Raw genomic sequence first — 16,741 nt, forward strand, 5'->3', positions numbered from 1 at the left:
CTGCCGGTACATATCGATGAGAACAGACGAGTCCACCGCAATCATTCAACGGGCTCTCGCTCCTTATCCGTCCGCATTTCTTCGAGGTCGCCCTCCCAGCCCAAGCCCCACATCGCGTCGATGGCGTTGCTCTGCCGTTCGGTGCGGATCAAACGTCTGAGCCCCTCTTCAACCACCGCTTTCTTGGTTTTTTGGCCTGTCAAAGCCATTGCTTCCCGCAACAAGCCTTCGTCGATATCGATATTCGTTCGCATCGCGGCCTCCAATGTGTATAAATCTCCTTGAATATACACATCGACACATCGGTTTTCAACGCGCCTAAATTCCGCTCTTCGCCGCCCTTCCCGCCACATAGGTTTCGGCAATCGTCCGATCATCGCCCATGGTCTGCATCAGGAACAGTTCTTCTGCGAGCATCTTCACCGCCTCCATCTTCAACGCCATGGCTGGCGTCGAGCGCGCATCGAGCACGACGAGGTCCGCATCCGAACCAATTTCAAGCGTGCCGATCTTGTCCTCGAGACCGAGCGCCAAGGCATTGCCGAGCGTCATGCGATAAAAACTCTCGAACGGCGTCATCCGCTCGCCCTGCAACTGCAGCACCTTGTAGCCCTCGTCCAACGTCCGGAGCATGGAATAGGACGTGCCTCCGCCGATATCGGTTGCCACGGCGACCCTCACAGCCTTTTCCCGCTGCGACAGCCGTTTCAACCCGAACAGGCCGGAGCCAAGGAAGAGGTTCGACGTCGGGCAGAATACCGCCACCGAGCCGCTCTCGCTCATCGCATCGGCCTCCCGGTCGGAGAGATGGATGCAATGGCCGAACAGGCTTTTCGGCCCGAGCAGGTCGTATCGAGCGTAGATGTCGGTGTAGTCGCATGCGTCAGGATAGAGTTCGCACGCATAGGCAATCTCGGCGTGGTTCTCGGAGAGATGCGTCTGGATATGCAGGTCCGGATATTCCTTCGCCAGCGCCCGCGATGCTTCCATCTGCTCAGGCGTCGAGGTGATGGCGAAGCGCGGCGAGATGACGACATGGTTGCGGCCCTTGCCGTGCCAGTCGGCAATCACTTGCTTCGTCTCATCATAGCCGGTCTGAGGCGTATCCCGCAGGCCTTCCGGCGCGTTGCGATCCATCATCACCTTGCCGCCCAGCATGCGCATATTGCGCCGCATCGCCTCGGCGAAGAACATTTCGGTCGACACTTTGTGGACCGAGCAATAGGCCACCGCCGTCGTCGTGCCGTGGCGGATCAGTTCGTCATAGAACTTTGCCGCGATCCGCGCCGAATGCGCTGCATTGGCAAAGCGCTGCTCCTCGACGAATGTATAGGTGTTCAGCCATTCAAGCAGGCTGCCGGCATAGGAGCCGACCACCTGCATCTGCGGAAAATGGATATGCGTGTCGATGAAACCCGGCATGATCAGGTGCGGGCGATGGTCGATTATCTCGACGTCAGCGGGCACCAACGTCCTCACTTCGGCATAGTCGCCGACAGCCGAAATCACGCCGTCATCGACGATCAGCGCGCCATCCTCGATATAGAGATAGCTGCCGTCGTCGCTCATGTCTTTTGGCTCCCGCCGGAAGGACAGGAGGCGGCCGCGCAGTAATGTCGATGTCATCGTGTCGTCTCTCCRCTGACAGCACTTTCATACCATGCCGTGATCAGCTTGCGTTCTTGGTCCGTCACATCGGTGACATTGCCGGGCGGCATGGCATGGCTGCGGCCGGCCTGGATATAGATTTCGCGCGCATGCGTGGCGATATTGTCCGGCGTATCGAGCATGACGCCTTTCGGCGCCCGCGCAATGCCTTCATAGGCGGGTTCGGCGGCATGGCACATGGAACAGCGCCCTGAAATCGTATCGACCACCTTGGCGAAATGCGCATCGTCCTTGAAACGCTGGAAGGTCGGGAAAAGTGCCGCATCCTTCTCGCCCGTCAGCACTTTCGGCACGGTCGACAGCCACATGATCAGGACGAAAAGAATGGCCGTGACCGCCCAGGTCCAATTCGGCTTGCCCTTTCGCGCATGGACCGTATTGAACCAGTGGCGGATGGTGACGCCCATCAGGAACACCAGCCCGGCGATGACCCAGTTGAACTCAGTGCCGAATGCCAGCGGATAGTGGTTCGACAGCATGAAGAAGATCACCGGCAGGGTGAGATAATTGTTGTGCAGCGAGCGCTGCTTGGCGATCACACCATATTTCGGATCGGGCGTGCGGCCGGCGATCAGGTCGGCGACGACGATCTTCTGGTTGGGAATGATGATGAAGAACACATTGGCCGACATGATCGTCGCGGTGAAGGCACCGAGATGCAGGAAGGCGGCGCGGCCGGTGAACACCTTGGTATAGCCCCAGGCCATGATCACCAGGAGCACGAAGAGGATCGCCATCAGTCCCCAGGTGTTCCTGCCGACCGGAGATTTGCACAGCAGGTCATAACAGATCCAGCCGACCGACAGCGACAGGATGGAGATGATGATCGCCACAGGCACGGAAATGTCGAGCACGTGATGGTCGATCAGGAACAGATCGGCACCGCCATAATAAACCACGGCCAGCATGGCGAAACCGGACAGCCAGGTGAAATAGCTCTCATATTTGAACCAGGTCAGGTGATCTGGCATGTTGGCCGGCGCCACCAGATATTTCTGGATATGGTAGAAGCCGCCGCCGTGCACCTGCCATTCCTCGCCATAGGCGCCGGGCGGCAGACCTGGGCGCTTGACGAGGCCGAGATCCAGCGCGATAAAGTAGAAAGACGAGCCGATCCAGGCGATCGCGGTCACCACATGCAGCCAGCGCACCGCGAAAGCGAGCCATTCCCAGGCTATCGCATATTCATACATTCCGTTCCCCGTTTTCTCCCGATCGCTGAAATCATGACCACATTTTGACGGTCGGCGCAAAGGATTCGCGGGGATTTTATCGACCCTGGCCTCTGCTTTCAAACACCCCGCGATCCAACATAACCGGGCCTGCCAGCCGGCGGGGTCGCGATTTACAATCTCAACCTCATCTCACCCCACAAAATGGAGGATTTTCAATGTGTAATGCTCGATGCGTTTGCGGCGCGCTCTCCGTAGAGCTTCAAGGACAAGCGAAAATGGTCGTCGCATGTCACTGTCTTGACTGCCAAAGGAGGACTGGTGCGCCGTTCGGTGTTGGCGCTTTCTATGCCACCGAGGCCGTCACAGTCTCTGGAACAGCGAAGGCATTCACGCGAGAAGCCACGAGTGGCGGAAAAGTCCATTCCTACTTCTGCCCGAACTGCGGCTCGACGGTCTATTGGCAGGCCGAGAACCTGCCGTCCATGATCGCGGTCGCGGTCGGTGCATTGGCCGATCCCAAGAGCCTGGCTCCCGCCAAATCAATTTTCGAGCAGTCGAAGCATGACTGGGTACAAATGGCCGCCACCGAGCACTTCCCGCAAAGCAGCGCGGCGAAGAAGTCGAAATAGGCCGGTTACATCAAGCCGGCGTCCTGCAGCACCCGGACCATCGGCTCGAGATGAGCGAGATAATTCCCGGTCCGCCGGTCGATGCCGCTATAGATCGGCTGGCGCACCTGCATGTAGCTCGCGGTTTTCACGACCCTGTCGTTCTTGTGAAAGTCGAGGCAGGYCGGGTCCCAATCAAGCCCGCAATAGTCGAGCAGCCGACGTGTCTGGGCCTCCTGGTCGAGCGTCAATTGTTCGTAGGACAGATCGAGGATATCGTCACCGAACATCGCCTTCCAGAACTGCATCAGGCGATGATAGCGCACGTAGTAACGCGCCGTTTCCTCCATATCGGCCTTGAAGGCCAGGCCCGTCGTGTCGAAATGGCTGGCATGGGCGGAAAAGCAATTGGCCAGGGGATTGCGGCGGCAGTGCACGATCCGTGCCTTCGGAAATACCGCCTTGATGATGCCGACCGACATGAAGTTGGTGAGATATTTGTCGACGGTGCGCCGGCCGAGATCCGCATGCTTGCCGATCTCGGCAAAATACGCCTCGCCAAGCGCCGCTAGCGCCCGCGTGTCACCCAACAGGCGCAGATCATAGGTCAGGTCACGCTCGAGGAAATGCTTTTCGACCAGCGCCGCAAAGGCGGATGTCTCCCCTGCCGCCGAGGCATGGAGGTGGCTGTCGAGAATCTGTTCAACCAGCGTCGAGCCCGAGCGCGGCATGCCGATGATGAAGATCGGGCTTTCGCTGTATGGAGACGCCGCAATCCGTGATCGGTCCACCGTCGCAAAGGCCGACTGGATATTGGTGAACAGCGCTGCGAACAGCTCAGGCCGGTAGTTCACCTGGCTCCTTCGGATATCGTTTGCTGCCTTGAGATGGGCAAAAGCCCGATCGAAGTCGCCGAGCGTCTCATATGCGTTGAACAGCGCGAAGTGCAGTTCGCGCGCATCATCGCCGACGGCACCGACCAGCAGGCTTTGCATGCGGGTGATGTGCGGATCATCGGCGACATAAAGATGCAGTTTGCCGAACAGCCGGTGGTTCAGGCCCTTGCCAGGCTGCAATTGCGTGAGCCGTATCAGCGCCTCGCGCGCCTCGTCGAACGCGCCCGCATCATTGGCAAGATAGGCATAGCGGGAAAGCAGGTCGATATCATCCGGCTTGAGCGCCAGCACACCGCGATAAGTGATCAGTGCCTCGCCTGTCCGACCGGCAAGCGCCAGCGCATTAGCAAGTCCGGCCATCAGAACCGCATCGTTCGGCTGCGCGCCAAGCGCCCGGCGAAACGGCACGATCGCGTCGGCCGGTCGGCCGCTATTGACATAAACCTGTGCCATGAGCGACTGGATCGGCGCATCGTCGCGATGCGCGACAGTTGCCTTCTCCAGCACATCGAGAGCCTGCGCCGTCTGGTTGGCCGATAGCAGCGCGCGGGCGGCCAGCATTGCGGCGTCGCTGTCATCTGCCGAAAAAACCTCGACCTGCCGGGCGCTGTCGACGGCAGCCTGCCACTGGCCGGCAGCGAGATAGTGCTCGCCAAGACGGAGATGAAGCTGCACGAGATTGGCGCGGATCAGCTTCAGCACCGGCGGCGGGGCGCCTCGCGCCACCATCGTGTCATAGGCGACGGCTGTCTTGTTGAGCAGTTCCTCGAGCTTCGCGAGGGCGGAAGCCTGGCTTTCCGCGGCGGCAAGCGTCACACGCATTCTCCGGTCGAAATGGGTTTTGCAAAGGCTATCGGTACGAGCTTGTCCCGGCCTGCCGCCCGATATCGGTCAATCTCCGAGCAACGCCACCAGCAATTCCGCTGCCACGAGTGCAGCGATCACCGCCGGCCGCTTGTCCTTGATCGCCGTGCCGCCGATCGGCAGCACCAGCCGCTCGATCGCCGCTTCGTCCTCGTCGTTTCGCTTGAGCCAACTGGCAAACACGCCGCGCTTGGTCTTCGAACCGATCATGCCGATATAGGCGAGGTCACTGCGTTTCAATGCCTCGGCACCGATGAGGAAATCCAGCGCATGATCATGCGTCATGATCACCACCGCGCCGCCTGGACGAATGTCGTGGATCGCCACCTCCGGCATCGCCGACAGCCGCCGCGGCACGTCGATGGTCAACTGGTCCAGTTCTTCCTGCCGGGTCTCAATGATGGTGAGATGCAATGGCAAAGCCTGCAAGGCAATCGCTAGCGCCCGGCCGACATGGCCGGCGCCGAAGAGATAAACGTCCGGATAGTCTTTAACCTGCTTGTCAAGCCGCGCCTTGAGTGCGGCAATCACCGCCTCGTCGACCCACTTGAGCAAAAGCTCGACCCGGCCGCCACAGCACTGGCCGCTATCCGGCCCAAGCGTGATGTCGAGAAAGGCGTCACGCCGGCCGCCGGCCAGCATGGCGCGGGCGGTGTCGACCGCTTCGAATTCCATATGCCCGCCGCCGATCGTGCCCCATTGGCTGTCGCGGTTGATCAGCATGAACGTACCGGTCTCACGCGGGGTCGAGCCACGCGTGCGGGTGATGTCGATAAGGACTTTTTCGCCGGGACGGGAGAGAAAGGTTTCGAAGGTCATGAAGAAATGTCCTTCGCCGTAGGGTAAACCGCGAGCACAGCCGTCACGCCACCCGCATCCGCTCCACCGCCATGAGCACCCGCTCGGGCGTCGCCGGCGCATCGAGCCGCGGGCAGACGCGATAATCCGCCACCGAAGCCACCGCCATGGATAGCGCTTCCAGCACAGACACGCCGAGCATGAACGGCGGCTCGCCGACCGCCTTGGACCGACCGATGGTCATCTCCTTGTTGACCGACCATTCAGCCAGATCGACATTGAAGATACGCGGCCGATCGGAGGCCAGCGGAATCTTGTAGGTCGAGGGCGCATGCGTCCGGAGCCTGCCCTTGTCGTCCCACCAGAGTTCCTCCGTGGTCAGCCAACCGACACCCTGCAGGAAAGCGCCTTCCACCTGCCCCTTGTCGATGGCCGGATTGAGCGACTTGCCGACATCGTGGAGAATATCGGTACGTTCGATCTGGTATTCGCCCGTCAAAGTGTCGATCGATACTTCCGAGCACGATGCGCCATAGGCATAGTAGAAGAACGGCCGGCCCATGCCCTTGGCGCGATCCCAATGGATTTTCGGCGTCTTATAGAAGCCGGCGGCCGAGAGATGCACGCGGGCCATATAGGCCTGCTTGATAAAACTCGGGAACGGAATTTCCTCGTCGCCGACCCGCACCCGATTGGGCAGGAAGGCGATGTCGGAAACCGGCACGCTCCATTTCTCGGCGGCGAAGGCCAGCAATCGTTCCTTGATCTGCCGCGCCGCGTCATAAGCCGCCATGCCGTTGAGGTCCGAACCGGAGGACGCGGCGGTCGCCGACGTATTCGGCACCTTGGCTGTCGTCGTCGCGGTGATCTTCACTCGGTCGACATCGATCTGGAATTCATCGGCCAGAACCTGCGCCACCTTGGTGTAGAGCCCCTGCCCCATCTCCGTGCCGCCGTGGTTGAGATGGATCGAGCCGTCCTGATAGACATGCACGAGCGCCCCTGCCTGGTTGAACGGCGTGAAGGTGAAGGAAATGCCGAACTTCACCGGCGTCATCGCGATGCCCCTGCGGATCACCTTCGACGTCTTGTTGAAGTCGATGATCGCCTGGCGCCGCGCCTGATAGTCAGAGCTTTCCTCCAGTTCCGCAACGATGCGGTGGATGATGTTGTCCTCGACCTTCTGGTGATACGGCGTCAAGCAACGCTCGTCGCCGTCGATCGCATAGAAATTGCGCTTGCGGATTTCGAGCGGATCGACGCCCAGCGCATAGCCGATCTCCTCGATGATCCGCTCGGCGCCCACCAGCCCCTGCGGCCCGCCGAAACCGCGGAAGGCGGTGTTGGACACCGTATTGGTCTTGATCGGCTCCGAGGTCAGGAGGACGTCGGGATAGAAATAGGCATTGTCGGCATGGAACAGCGCCCGATCGGTCACCGGCCCGGAAAGGTCGGAGGAGAAGCCGCAACGCGCCGCATAATTGGTCTTCACCGCCAGGATATGGCCGTCGTCATCGAAGCCGACCTCGTATTCCGCCAGGAAGTCGTGGCGCTTGCCGGTCAAGCTCATGTCTTCGTCGCGGTCGGGTCGGAATTTGATCGCCCGCTTCAGCCGCTTTGCCGCCATCGCCGCCAGTGCGGCGAACTGGTTACCCTGCGTTTCCTTGCCGCCAAAGCCGCCACCCATGCGCCTTGTGTTGACCGTCACAGCATGCACCGGGATCTGCAGGATGTTGGCGACCATATGCTGCACTTCGCTCGGATGCTGCGTCGAAGACCAGACGGTCACCTCGTCATCTTCGCCGGGAATGGCAAGCGCGATATGGCTTTCGAGATAGAAATGCTCCTGGCCGCCGATGCGCATCGCACCCTTGATCCGCCGCGGCGATTTTTCCAGCGCTGCGACCGCATCGCCGCGCTTCAATGTCAGCGGATCTGTCACCAGCTTATAGCCGAGCCGGCGGGCGTCGAGTATGTCAGTCGCATGCGGCAGGTCGTGATAAGTGAATTTCGCCTTGCGGGCAGCAGCGCGAGCAATCTCGCGCGTTTCAGCGACGACGACGAACACCATCTGGCCATGGAATTCGATGCGGGTTTCGGCCAGTAGCGGTTCATCGTCCTTATGATTCGGGCCAACGTCGTTGTGGCCGGGAATGTCCACATAAGTCATCACCAGCACGACACCGGGCGTGGCTTCAACCTCGGACAAATCGAGCGACAGGATGTCGGCATGCGCCCGGTCCGAAAGCCCCGCCGCCATATGCAGCGTACCCTCAGGCACCACCATATCGTCGATATAGTCTGCCTCGCCGCTCACATGTTTGTGGGCGGAGTCATGGCGCAGGTCCTTGTGCACCTGGCCGGCAATTTCGGCTTTGAAGACCAGATCGATCTTGTTCATCGGCTTGCTCCTGCGGCAAAGCGAACGAGTTCGGCTTCCACTCCTTGGGTTTCGAGATAGAACCGCGTGAGCAGGTTCTTCGCCGCGAGCAGGCGGTAGTCAGCTGTGGCGCGCCAGTCCGTCAACGGCGAGAAATCCTTGCCCAGTTCAGCCGCCGCGGCCTTGACGTTGAGCTCCGTCCAGGCCGTGCCGAGGAGAGCGGCCTCGACATTGGCCGCCCGCTTGGGGATGCCGGCCATGCCACCGAAGGCGAGCCGGATGTCCGCCACTCTATTGTCGGCGTCTCGACGCAAATAGAAGGCGCCCAGCACGGCGGTGATATCCTCATCGCGCCGCTTGGAAATCTTATAGACCGAAAATTCGGCATCCTTGGGAAGCATGGGCACGGAAATGCTTTCGACGAATTCATGCCGCTGCCGGTCCTGTTTGCCATAATCGATGAAGAACTCTTCCAGCGGCAGTTCGCGGCACCCTTCACGCGAGCGCAGCACCAGGTTTGCGCCGAGCGCGATCAGTGCCGGCGGCATGTCGCCGATCGGCGAGCCATTGGCGACGTTGCCGCCGATCGTGCCCATATTGCGCACCTGCTCACCGCCGATGCGAGGGATGAGCTTGCCAAGCGCCGGATGCGTGCCGACGAGCGTCTTCAGCGCTTGCGTATAGGTGACGCCCGCGCCGACAAAGACTTCGTCCTCCTCGACGCTGATCGTCTGCAGGGCCTCCAAGCCGCCGATGAAAATCACCGGATTGATCGGCCGCATCTGCTTGGTGACCCACAGCCCGACATCGGTCGATCCGGCGACGACGGTGGCATGGGGATGCCGCACCAGGATATCCGTGAGATCGCCGACCGAGGCCGGCACATAGAGATCGTCGCCCTCATGGGTGATATGGACGGTCGAACGGTCCGAGATCGCCCTGAGCGTCTCCATGATGGCATTGCGCACGCGTTCGATCGGATCGAAGATCGCCGAGGGGCGCAATTCGGCCGCACGCTCCGCCGCTTTGACGATCGGCTCATAGCCCGTGCAGCGACAGAGATTGCCCTGCAGCGCCTGCTCGATCCGCTCTCGCGACGGCTTGTCCTCGGAAAGCCAAAGTCCATACAGCGACATGACGAAACCTGGCGTGCAGAAACCGCATTGCGAGCCATGACAGTCGACCATCGCCTGCTGCACCGGATGCAAGATTCCATCCTCGCCCTTCAGGTGCTCGACCGTCACCACATGGGTCGCATTCAGCGAGCCGACGAAGCGGATGCAGGAATTGACCGATTCATAAACCAATTGGTCGCCGACGAGCCGCCCGATCAGCACCGTGCAGGCGCCGCAATCGCCCTCGGCGCAACCTTCCTTCGAACCCGTCAGGCGCTTGTCCAGCCGGAGCCAGTCAAGCAAGGTCAGCCGTGGCGAAATCGCCCCGAGTTCGACCTCCTTGTCGTTCAGGATGAAGGTTATGGTGTTACGCAGGCTTCCAGTCATGCGATCGCTCGTTTTCTTATTCGTTCTTATTCGGCACAGCCTGTGCGCAGTCGGAAAAAAGCGCAAGAGGCAATTTTTTACCCGATGGTCAAATTTCGCGGCCCAGCCGGCTGTGCATGCGCGTTTATTTTCCTTTGACTTTCGTTTTGAGTTCAGATTGAAAATCGGAGAACAGCGGTATTGGGGAGGATCCGATGGCAGGCTATGTTTTGGCGATTGACCAGGGCACGACATCGACGCGGGCGATCGTATTCGATGGCAAGATGCAATCCGTCGGCACCGGCCAGAAGGAATTCCGCCAGATCTTCCCCCAATCCGGCTGGGTGGAGCATGACCCCGAAGACATCTGGGAAAGCGTGCTCTGGGCCGTCAAGGCTGCGATCGACAAGGCCGGCATCAAGGCGACGGATATCGCCGCACTCGGCATCACCAACCAGCGTGAAACGGTGGTGGTCTGGGAACGGGCTACCGGCAAGCCGGTGCACAATGCTATCGTCTGGCAGGACCGCCGTACCGCCCGTCTCTGCGATGCCTTGAAGATCAAGGGGCTGGAGGGGAAATTCACCCGCAAGACCGGCCTGCTGCTCGACCCCTATTTCTCCGGCACCAAGCTTTCCTGGCTGCTGTCCAAGGTTAAAGGCCTGCGCGCCCGCGCGGAAAGAGGCGAACTCTGCTTCGGCACAATCGACACCTTCCTGCTCTGGCGGCTGACATCAGGCAAATCCTTCCTGACCGACGCCACCAATGCCTCGCGCACGCTGATCTATAACATCGCCGATAACAAATGGGACGAGGAATTGCTGAAAATCCTCGAAATCCCGGCCAATATGCTGCCGGAAGTCCGCGATTGCGCCGCCGATTTCGGCGTCACGGATGCTTCGCTGTTCGGCGCCGCAATCCCCATCCTCGGTGTCGCCGGCGACCAGCAGGCTGCGACCATCGGCCAGGCCTGTTTCAAGCCGGGCATGGTGAAATCCACCTACGGCACCGGCTGCTTCGCGCTGCTCAACACCGGCGAGGACATGATCAAGTCCAGGAACCGACTGCTGACCACCATCGCCTATCGTTTCAATGGCAAGACGACCTATGCGCTGGAGGGCTCGATTTTCATCGCCGGCGCCTCGGTGCAATGGCTGCGGGACGGTCTGAAGATCATCAAATCCGCCGACGAGGCCGAAAAGCTGGCCGCCGCCGCCGATCCCGGCCAGGCCGTCTATCTCGTGCCCGCCTTCACCGGCCTCGGCGCGCCTTGGTGGGACCCGGATGCGCGCGGCGCCATCTACGGCCTGACCCGCAATTCCGGCCCGGCCGAAATCGCCCGTGCGGCACTCGAATCCGTCTGCTACCAGACCCGCGACTTGGTCGACGCCATGCACAAGGACTGGAAGAGCGACGAACACGAAACCGTGCTGCGCGTCGACGGCGGCATGGTCGCCTCGAACTGGACCATGCAGGCGCTCGCCGACATACTCGACGCTCCGGTCGACCGGCCGAAGATATTGGAAACCACAGCCCTCGGCGCCGCCTGGCTTGCCGGCTCCCGCGCCGGCGTCTGGCCGGATGCCGAAGGTTTCTCTAAGGCCTGGGCGCTGGACCGCAGCTTTGAGCCGGCGATGGATGAGAAGGTGCGGAAGGGGAAGCTCAAGGGCTGGAGTGAGGCGGTGAAGCGGACGCTGAGCGAGCGGTGAGCCAATTATTTATACGGGTCGAACACAGTGACCACCCCATCGATCAATTGGCCATGCTGAAGGTCCTCAGTCACAACGAATTCACAGCCTGTTTTGATAGCCGCCGCAACGATCATCGAGTCATAGATCGCGAAGCCATAGCGCTCAGCAATACTTATGCCCTGAAGATGGATGTCGAGATTGACATCCACGACATCCACGAGCTGTTTCACTGTGTCGAGAAATTTGCGGATGTCGTCCCAAGGCAGCTTGTGCTTTCTGCGCAGCACATTTGCCACTTCATTCAAGACTTGGACGCTGATGACGCAACCTTCATCCAACAGCCGCTTTGAGATATCGGCTTTTCGATCGTCGGGCGTCATCAAATATAAGAGAATATTGCTGTCCAGGAACTTACCTGGCATTCGCTTCATCTCGATCGAACTTAAAATCAGCGGGCAGGCGCCCACGGAACTTGTCTAGGCTGTCCAACAGTTCCTTCCGGGTCGGCTTGCGATAAAATTGCAGCTCGCCCTCGGGCGCGGCAGACACCGTTACTTCGTCCCCCTCTTTGAGATTCAAGCGTTCGATCAGCGAGGCGGGCAAACGCACCGCAAGACTGTTTCCCCATTTTGCAACTTTCATGTCGGTCTCCTTGATATACGTTTCCTTAAATGTATATCACGGCACCGCCGCTCGCAAGCCGCCCCACCAATTCGAAAATTTCTCTGCCGCTTTGTCGGCATTCCCGCTAATCATGCGTCCTCTGTCACGATAGGAGCGCGCGATGCTGTACGCCATTCTTTGCTACGACAACGAAGAGGTGGTCTGGAACTGGTCCAAGGAAGAGGACGACGCGGTGATGGCGCGTCTTCAGGCCGTCAACGAGAAATTCTCTGCCCAGGGCAGACTCGGCCCCGTGGCGCGGTTGATGCCGACCACAGCGGCAGCGACGCTGCGCAAGACGGGCAAGGAAAACTTCGTCACCGACGGCCCCTTTGCCGAGACGAAGGAACAGTTTCTCGGCTTCTTCGTCGTCGAGTGCGAGAACCTCGAAGAGGCGATCGCCATGTCGAAGGAACTGGCCGAAGCCCATCCCGGCCCCGGCTCCTATGAAATCCGGCCACTGGCCCTCTATAATCCACCGAGGAATTTTTCGTCATGACCGATATCGCCTGGATCGACGCTGCCTTCACCGCTGCCCGTCCCCAGGCGCTTGGCGCGCTGCTGCGCTATTTCCGCAATCTCGACCTGGCCGAGGAAGCCTTCCAGGAAGCATGCCTGCGCGCGCTCAAAAGCTGGCCCAGGAACGGCCCGCCCGGCGATCCCACGGCCTGGCTGATCTTCGTCGGCCGCAATGCCGGCGTCGACCAGATCCGCCGCGGCTCGAAATTCACCGAAATGCCCGATGAGGAAGCCATTTCCGAACTCGGCGACGCCGAGGGCGATATGGCCGACCGGCTCGACGGCGCACATTATCGCGACGATATCCTGCGGCTGATGTTCATCTGCTGCCATCCGGACCTGCCGGCGACGCAACAGGTGGCGCTGGCGCTCAGGATCGTTGCCGGCCTGTCGGTGAAACAGATCGCCAAAGCCTTCCTGGTCAAGGACGTGGCGATGGAGCAGCGCATCACCCGGGCCAAGGCTAAGGTCGCTGCCGCGGGCGTCGCCTTCGAGACTCCAGGCGCCGCCGAACGGGCCGAGCGGCTTGGGCTGGTCGCATCGATGCTTTATCTCGTCTTCAACGAAGGCTATTCCTCTGCCGCCTCCAATCCGGATGCAGGCCAGTTCTGTGACGAGGCCATCCGGCTTGTCCGCATCCTGTTGAAACTCTTCCCGGCCGAACCTGAGATCATGGGCCTGTTGGCGCTGATGCTGTTGCAATATTCGCGGCGCCGTACCCGCTTCGACGGCAATGGCCAGATCGTGCTGCTCGAAAACCAGGACCGGACGAAATGGGACCGTGTTCTGATCGGCGAGGCGCTGGCGCTGATCGACAAGGCAATCCGCCACCGCCAGCCCGGCCCATATCAAATCCAGGCGGCGATTGCCGCACTGCATGCCCGTGCCGCAAAGGCTGAGGACACGGACTGGCGCGAGATCGAACTGCTCTATCGCCTGCTGGAGCGCCTCCAGCCCTCCCCTGTCGTGACGCTCAACCGCGCGGTCGCCGTCTGCAAGGCCGACGGTCCTTCTGCGGCGCTAGCGCTTATCGAACCGCTCGGCGAACAGCTCTCCGGCTATTTCTATTATCACGGCGTTCGCGGCGGCCTGTTGAAACAAATAGGCGCCAGTCGCGAAGCGCGCGAAGCCTTCGACCGCGCCATAGCACTCGCCAATTCGCCGGCCGAGGCCGCCCATATCCGCGAGCATCTCGATCAATTGGAGGCCGAGGCACTGTCTTACATGGCAAGCGAAGAAAGCCGGGATTTTTCGCCCGTGGTTGTTGACCACCCGCTCAAATGATTATTGTCAATGTTTCCAATTTACTAACAATAACAGCAGCAATCGGTTCAAAATAAGCATTCTTCAACGGACACTACTTTAAAAGACGAGGCATTCGAATCCAGAAAAAACCAGCCTTGGTCGACGGTGCGTAAATGCCAGACAACAAAATCGAAACTGCCGCCATTTCGCCCTCTCAAGGCGACCTCGATCACCGCATGAAGGTCACCCCCGCAATGCTGCATTCGATCGACCGCGAGGGCCGGTTGATCTCCGTCAGCGACGCCTGGCTTGCAAAACTCGGCTATGAGCGCGACGAGGTCATCGGCCGCAAATCTTCTGAATTCCTGACCCCTCAATCGCGCGCCTATGCCGTGAGCGAGGTCCTGCCGGCATTTTTCCGCACCGGCCGTTGCGACGATGTCGAGTACCAGATGGTGTGCAAGGACGGCGGCACGATCGACATCCTGCTGTCGGGCGTGCTGGACGGCTCGGTCTCATTGGCCGTCCTCACCGATATCACCGCCCTGAAAGCCGCCAAGCAGCAATTGGCGCTGAGCGAGACCCGCTATCGCGAACTTGTGGAAAGCCAGTCGGAACTCGTCTCGCTGGCCACGCCCGCGGGCGAGCTGCAATTCGTCAATCATGCCTATGCGCGCCACTACGGCAAGCAGCCTGAGGATATGATCGGACGAAGCCTTTTCGACTTCATACCGGAGGCAGAGCGAGCCGGCGTGAAAAGACACTTGCAGGACGTCTGCAGCGCAGAGCATGGCCTCGATAATCAGAACCAGGTCGTGCTGCCCAATGGCGACGTCCGCTGGATGGCATGGGCGAACAAGCCCCTGATCAGTGCCGATGGAAATGTCATTGCGATCCACTCGGTTGGACGCGACATCCATGAACGCGTCATAGCCGAACGTCGCCTCCAGGACAGCGAGACCCGTTACCGCCTGCTGGCCGACCATAGCACGGACATGGTGTTTCAACTCGATGGCGCTCTGGTTCGGACCTATGTTTCGCCAGCCTCGTGGGAAATTCTCGGCTACGCGCCGGAAGAGCTCGTCGGCGACAGGCCGGCCAGCCTGGTTCATCCGGAGGATGAGCCTTACGTCACCTTGGCATTCCAGTCGCTGCTCAATGGCAGTGTCGATCGCAGAACCATCATGAACCGCTTCCGGCACAGGAGCGGACATTGGATCTGGATCGAAGCCCAGCTTAAAGCCCTCATTGACAAGGAAACAGGCCAGCCAGACGGCATTATCGGCACATTGCGCGACGTATCGGCGCGGATCGCAATAGAACAGCAGCTGCAAGAGGCAAACCGCCGGCTGCAGGCGCTGGCCGAACAGGACGGCCTGACGGGCCTTTCCAATCGCCGCCATTTCGACGACGCTCTGCTTAGGATTCTCCGAACAATAACGGAATCGCGAATTTCCTGGGGTGCGTCTGATTGACTCATGTGGTTTGGGATTCCCGTCGGGCTCAAATCGACGTATGTCGATGAGATGATCGACGAGGATAGCATCCGATATCGCTGGGAGACGGTTGGGCGCACGCTTGATGAGCGCGGTCGTCGGATGTTTGCGGCGGCCGAGGCGAGCACAGCGGGCTGGGGCGGGCTTGCTGCGGTGTCTCGGATCACCGGGCTGGCGCGGTCGACGATCAATCGCGGGCAGGACGATCTGGATGCCATGCCTCTGGAGCCGGGTCAGGTTCGGCGTGCTGGCGGCGGACGCAAGGCGGTGAGCGCGCTCGATCCGGGGCTTATTCCGGAACTGAAGCGGCTGGTTGAGCCGGCGACGCTGGGCGACCCCGAGCGGCCCTTGCTGTGGGTATCGAAGAGTATGGACAAGCTGGCCGAGGCCCTGACGGCGCTGGGCCACCCGATCAGCGCCGACACGGTGGCCAAGGAATTGGTGAAGCTGGGCTTTTCGCGTCAGCGCAACCGCAAGGCCGACGAGGGCTCGCACCATCCCGACCGCAATGCCCAGTTCGAGCACATCAATGCGCGAGTGATTGCGGCCCAAGCCAGGGACCAGCCTGTCATCTCGGTCGACACAAAGAAGAAGGAGCTGGTGGGCAACTATAGGAATGGCGGCAGTGACTATCGTCCGAAAGGCGATCCGATCCGTGTCAAGGTACATGACTTCGAGGACAAGGAACTGGGCAAGGTGGTGCCTTATGGCGTCTACGATGTGACGGCGAATGCGGGCTTTGTCAGCCTGGGCATTACCGCCGATACGGCCGAGTTCGCCGTCCAGTCGATCCGCTACTGGCTCGATCGCATGGGACGGGAGCGCTATCCCACGGCAAACGAACTGACCGTCACGGCCGATTGCGGCGGCTCGAATGGCGCACGCGTCAGGCTATGGAAGCTGGAACTGCAGAAGCTGGCCGACGAGACCGGCTTGCTCCTTCACGTCCATCATTATCCGCCCGGTACCTCGAAGTGGAACAAGATCGAACACCGTCTGTTCTGCCACATCACCCAGAATTGGCGCGGCCGGCCGCTTGAAAGCCGCATGGCCGTGGTCGAATTGATCGGCGCAACCACGACAACGACCGGCCTCAAGGTTGAATGCGCCATCGACACCCGCACCTACCAAAAGGGCGTCAAGGTCTCCAATGCCCAGATGGCAAGCCTCAATATCATAGGCGACCCGTTCCATCCGGAGTGGAACTACACTATCACACCAAGAAACATGTAGCGCTTATTGTCCGAACCGTCCTTA

Annotated in this window: 15 protein-coding genes; 6 read left to right on the top strand and 9 right to left on the bottom strand. The window is 60.4% G+C overall.

Going from position 1 to position 16,741, the window contains the following annotated elements; all coding sequences use genetic code 11:
* Positions 1-41 precede the first annotated feature (41 nt).
* The 3 genes from AC1D06_RS36950 to AC1D06_RS36960 all read right to left on the bottom strand — a co-directional run bounded on the left by AC1D06_RS36950 (position 42) and on the right by AC1D06_RS36960 (position 2,861).
* Positions 42-254 (bottom strand): type II toxin-antitoxin system VapB family antitoxin, encoded by a 213-nt coding sequence (locus AC1D06_RS36950; RefSeq protein ID WP_477875499.1) that lies wholly within the window; start codon positions 252-254, stop codon positions 42-44.
* Between the two features lie 64 nt (positions 255-318).
* Complete coding sequence (guaD, locus tag AC1D06_RS36955; RefSeq protein WP_477990633.1) at positions 319-1,626, bottom strand: guanine deaminase; 1,308 nt, start codon at positions 1,624-1,626, stop codon at positions 319-321.
* The gene (locus AC1D06_RS36960; protein ID WP_477990634.1) at positions 1,623-2,861 is read right to left on the bottom strand and encodes a urate hydroxylase PuuD; all 1,239 of its coding nucleotides are present in this window, start codon (positions 2,859-2,861) and stop codon (positions 1,623-1,625) included. The genes guaD and AC1D06_RS36960 overlap by 4 nt, the downstream gene beginning before the upstream one ends.
* Before the next feature lie 197 nt (positions 2,862-3,058).
* Here AC1D06_RS36960 and AC1D06_RS36965 point away from each other — a divergent pair, with 197 nt between their 5' ends.
* Positions 3,059-3,472, top strand: coding sequence for a GFA family protein (locus AC1D06_RS36965; RefSeq protein ID WP_477990635.1), 414 nt, complete (start codon positions 3,059-3,061; stop codon positions 3,470-3,472).
* A 5-nt stretch (positions 3,473-3,477) separates the two neighbouring features.
* On the opposite strand, the gene AC1D06_RS36970 is transcribed toward AC1D06_RS36965, so the two are convergent.
* The 4 genes from AC1D06_RS36970 to xdhA all read right to left on the bottom strand — a co-directional run bounded on the left by AC1D06_RS36970 (position 3,478) and on the right by xdhA (position 9,879).
* Positions 3,478-5,163 carry a tetratricopeptide repeat-containing sulfotransferase family protein gene (locus tag AC1D06_RS36970; protein ID WP_477990636.1) on the bottom strand — a complete coding sequence of 562 codons (1,686 nt, stop codon included), beginning with the start codon at positions 5,161-5,163 and terminating at the stop codon, positions 3,478-3,480.
* A gap of 75 nt (positions 5,164-5,238) precedes the next feature.
* Positions 5,239-6,030: a xanthine dehydrogenase accessory protein XdhC gene (xdhC, locus tag AC1D06_RS36975; RefSeq protein ID WP_477990637.1), complete on the bottom strand. Its 792-nt coding sequence runs from the start codon at positions 6,028-6,030 to the stop codon at positions 5,239-5,241.
* A gap of 43 nt (positions 6,031-6,073) precedes the next feature.
* Positions 6,074-8,410 carry a xanthine dehydrogenase molybdopterin binding subunit gene (xdhB, locus tag AC1D06_RS36980; protein WP_477990638.1) on the bottom strand — a complete coding sequence of 779 codons (2,337 nt, stop codon included), beginning with the start codon at positions 8,408-8,410 and terminating at the stop codon, positions 6,074-6,076.
* The gene (xdhA, locus tag AC1D06_RS36985) at positions 8,407-9,879 is read right to left on the bottom strand and encodes a xanthine dehydrogenase small subunit (RefSeq protein ID WP_477990643.1); all 1,473 of its coding nucleotides are present in this window, start codon (positions 9,877-9,879) and stop codon (positions 8,407-8,409) included. Before xdhA ends, xdhB begins: the two co-directional genes overlap by 4 nt.
* Before the next feature lie 206 nt (positions 9,880-10,085).
* On the opposite strand from xdhA, the gene glpK reads away from it, so the two are divergent.
* On the top strand, positions 10,086-11,579 hold the full coding sequence (gene glpK, locus AC1D06_RS36990) for a glycerol kinase GlpK (RefSeq protein ID WP_477990639.1): 1,494 nt from the start codon (positions 10,086-10,088) through the stop codon (positions 11,577-11,579).
* Positions 11,580-11,584: 5 nt separating this feature from the next.
* Here glpK and AC1D06_RS36995 read toward each other — a convergent pair whose 3' ends face one another.
* Both AC1D06_RS36995 and AC1D06_RS37000 read right to left on the bottom strand, forming a co-directional pair.
* The gene (locus AC1D06_RS36995) at positions 11,585-11,983 is read right to left on the bottom strand and encodes a PIN domain-containing protein (protein ID WP_477990640.1); all 399 of its coding nucleotides are present in this window, start codon (positions 11,981-11,983) and stop codon (positions 11,585-11,587) included.
* Positions 11,973-12,203, bottom strand: a complete 231-nt coding sequence (locus tag AC1D06_RS37000; RefSeq protein WP_477990641.1) for an AbrB/MazE/SpoVT family DNA-binding domain-containing protein — start codon at positions 12,201-12,203, stop codon at positions 11,973-11,975. The genes AC1D06_RS36995 and AC1D06_RS37000 overlap by 11 nt, the downstream gene beginning before the upstream one ends.
* Before the next feature lie 142 nt (positions 12,204-12,345).
* On the opposite strand from AC1D06_RS37000, the gene AC1D06_RS37005 reads away from it, so the two are divergent.
* The 4 genes from AC1D06_RS37005 (at position 12,346) to AC1D06_RS37020 (ending at position 16,717) form a co-directional block, all read left to right on the top strand.
* On the top strand, positions 12,346-12,723 hold the full coding sequence (locus AC1D06_RS37005; RefSeq protein ID WP_477875488.1) for a YciI family protein: 378 nt from the start codon (positions 12,346-12,348) through the stop codon (positions 12,721-12,723).
* A complete protein-coding gene (locus AC1D06_RS37010; RefSeq protein ID WP_477875487.1) occupies positions 12,720-14,027 on the top strand; it encodes an RNA polymerase sigma factor in 1,308 nt (435 codons plus the stop codon). The genes AC1D06_RS37005 and AC1D06_RS37010 overlap by 4 nt, the downstream gene beginning before the upstream one ends.
* 134 nt (positions 14,028-14,161) lie before the next feature.
* Complete coding sequence (locus tag AC1D06_RS37015; RefSeq protein ID WP_477990642.1) at positions 14,162-15,463, top strand: PAS domain S-box protein; 1,302 nt, start codon at positions 14,162-14,164, stop codon at positions 15,461-15,463.
* 51 nt (positions 15,464-15,514) lie between these two features.
* On the top strand, positions 15,515-16,717 hold the full coding sequence (locus tag AC1D06_RS37020; protein ID WP_477990644.1) for an ISAzo13 family transposase: 1,203 nt from the start codon (positions 15,515-15,517) through the stop codon (positions 16,715-16,717).
* Positions 16,718-16,741: the final 24 nt, after the last annotated feature.

The organism is Rhizobium sp. P2_G2 (assembly GCF_056403555.1).

Excerpts from the sequence above, each read along its gene's own strand:
- AC1D06_RS37020 (WP_477990644.1), top strand. The coding sequence starts at position 15,515 with ATGATCGACGAGGATAGCATCCGATATCGCTGGGAGACGGTTGGGCGC.
- AC1D06_RS36995 (WP_477990640.1), bottom strand. The coding sequence starts at position 11,983 with ATGCCAGGTAAGTTCCTGGACAGCAATATTCTCTTATATTTGATGACG.
- glpK (WP_477990639.1), top strand. The coding sequence starts at position 10,086 with ATGGCAGGCTATGTTTTGGCGATTGACCAGGGCACGACATCGACGCGG.
- xdhB (WP_477990638.1), bottom strand. The coding sequence starts at position 8,410 with ATGAACAAGATCGATCTGGTCTTCAAAGCCGAAATTGCCGGCCAGGTG.
- guaD (WP_477990633.1), bottom strand. The coding sequence starts at position 1,626 with ATGACATCGACATTACTGCGCGGCCGCCTCCTGTCCTTCCGGCGGGAG.
- AC1D06_RS36965 (WP_477990635.1), top strand. The coding sequence starts at position 3,059 with ATGTGTAATGCTCGATGCGTTTGCGGCGCGCTCTCCGTAGAGCTTCAA.
- AC1D06_RS37005 (WP_477875488.1), top strand. The coding sequence starts at position 12,346 with ATGCTGTACGCCATTCTTTGCTACGACAACGAAGAGGTGGTCTGGAAC.
- AC1D06_RS37010 (WP_477875487.1), top strand. The coding sequence starts at position 12,720 with ATGACCGATATCGCCTGGATCGACGCTGCCTTCACCGCTGCCCGTCCC.
- AC1D06_RS37015 (WP_477990642.1), top strand. The coding sequence starts at position 14,162 with ATGCCAGACAACAAAATCGAAACTGCCGCCATTTCGCCCTCTCAAGGC.
- AC1D06_RS37000 (WP_477990641.1), bottom strand. The coding sequence starts at position 12,203 with ATGAAAGTTGCAAAATGGGGAAACAGTCTTGCGGTGCGTTTGCCCGCC.
- xdhC (WP_477990637.1), bottom strand. The coding sequence starts at position 6,030 with ATGACCTTCGAAACCTTTCTCTCCCGTCCCGGCGAAAAAGTCCTTATC.
- AC1D06_RS36950 (WP_477875499.1), bottom strand. The coding sequence starts at position 254 with ATGCGAACGAATATCGATATCGACGAAGGCTTGTTGCGGGAAGCAATG.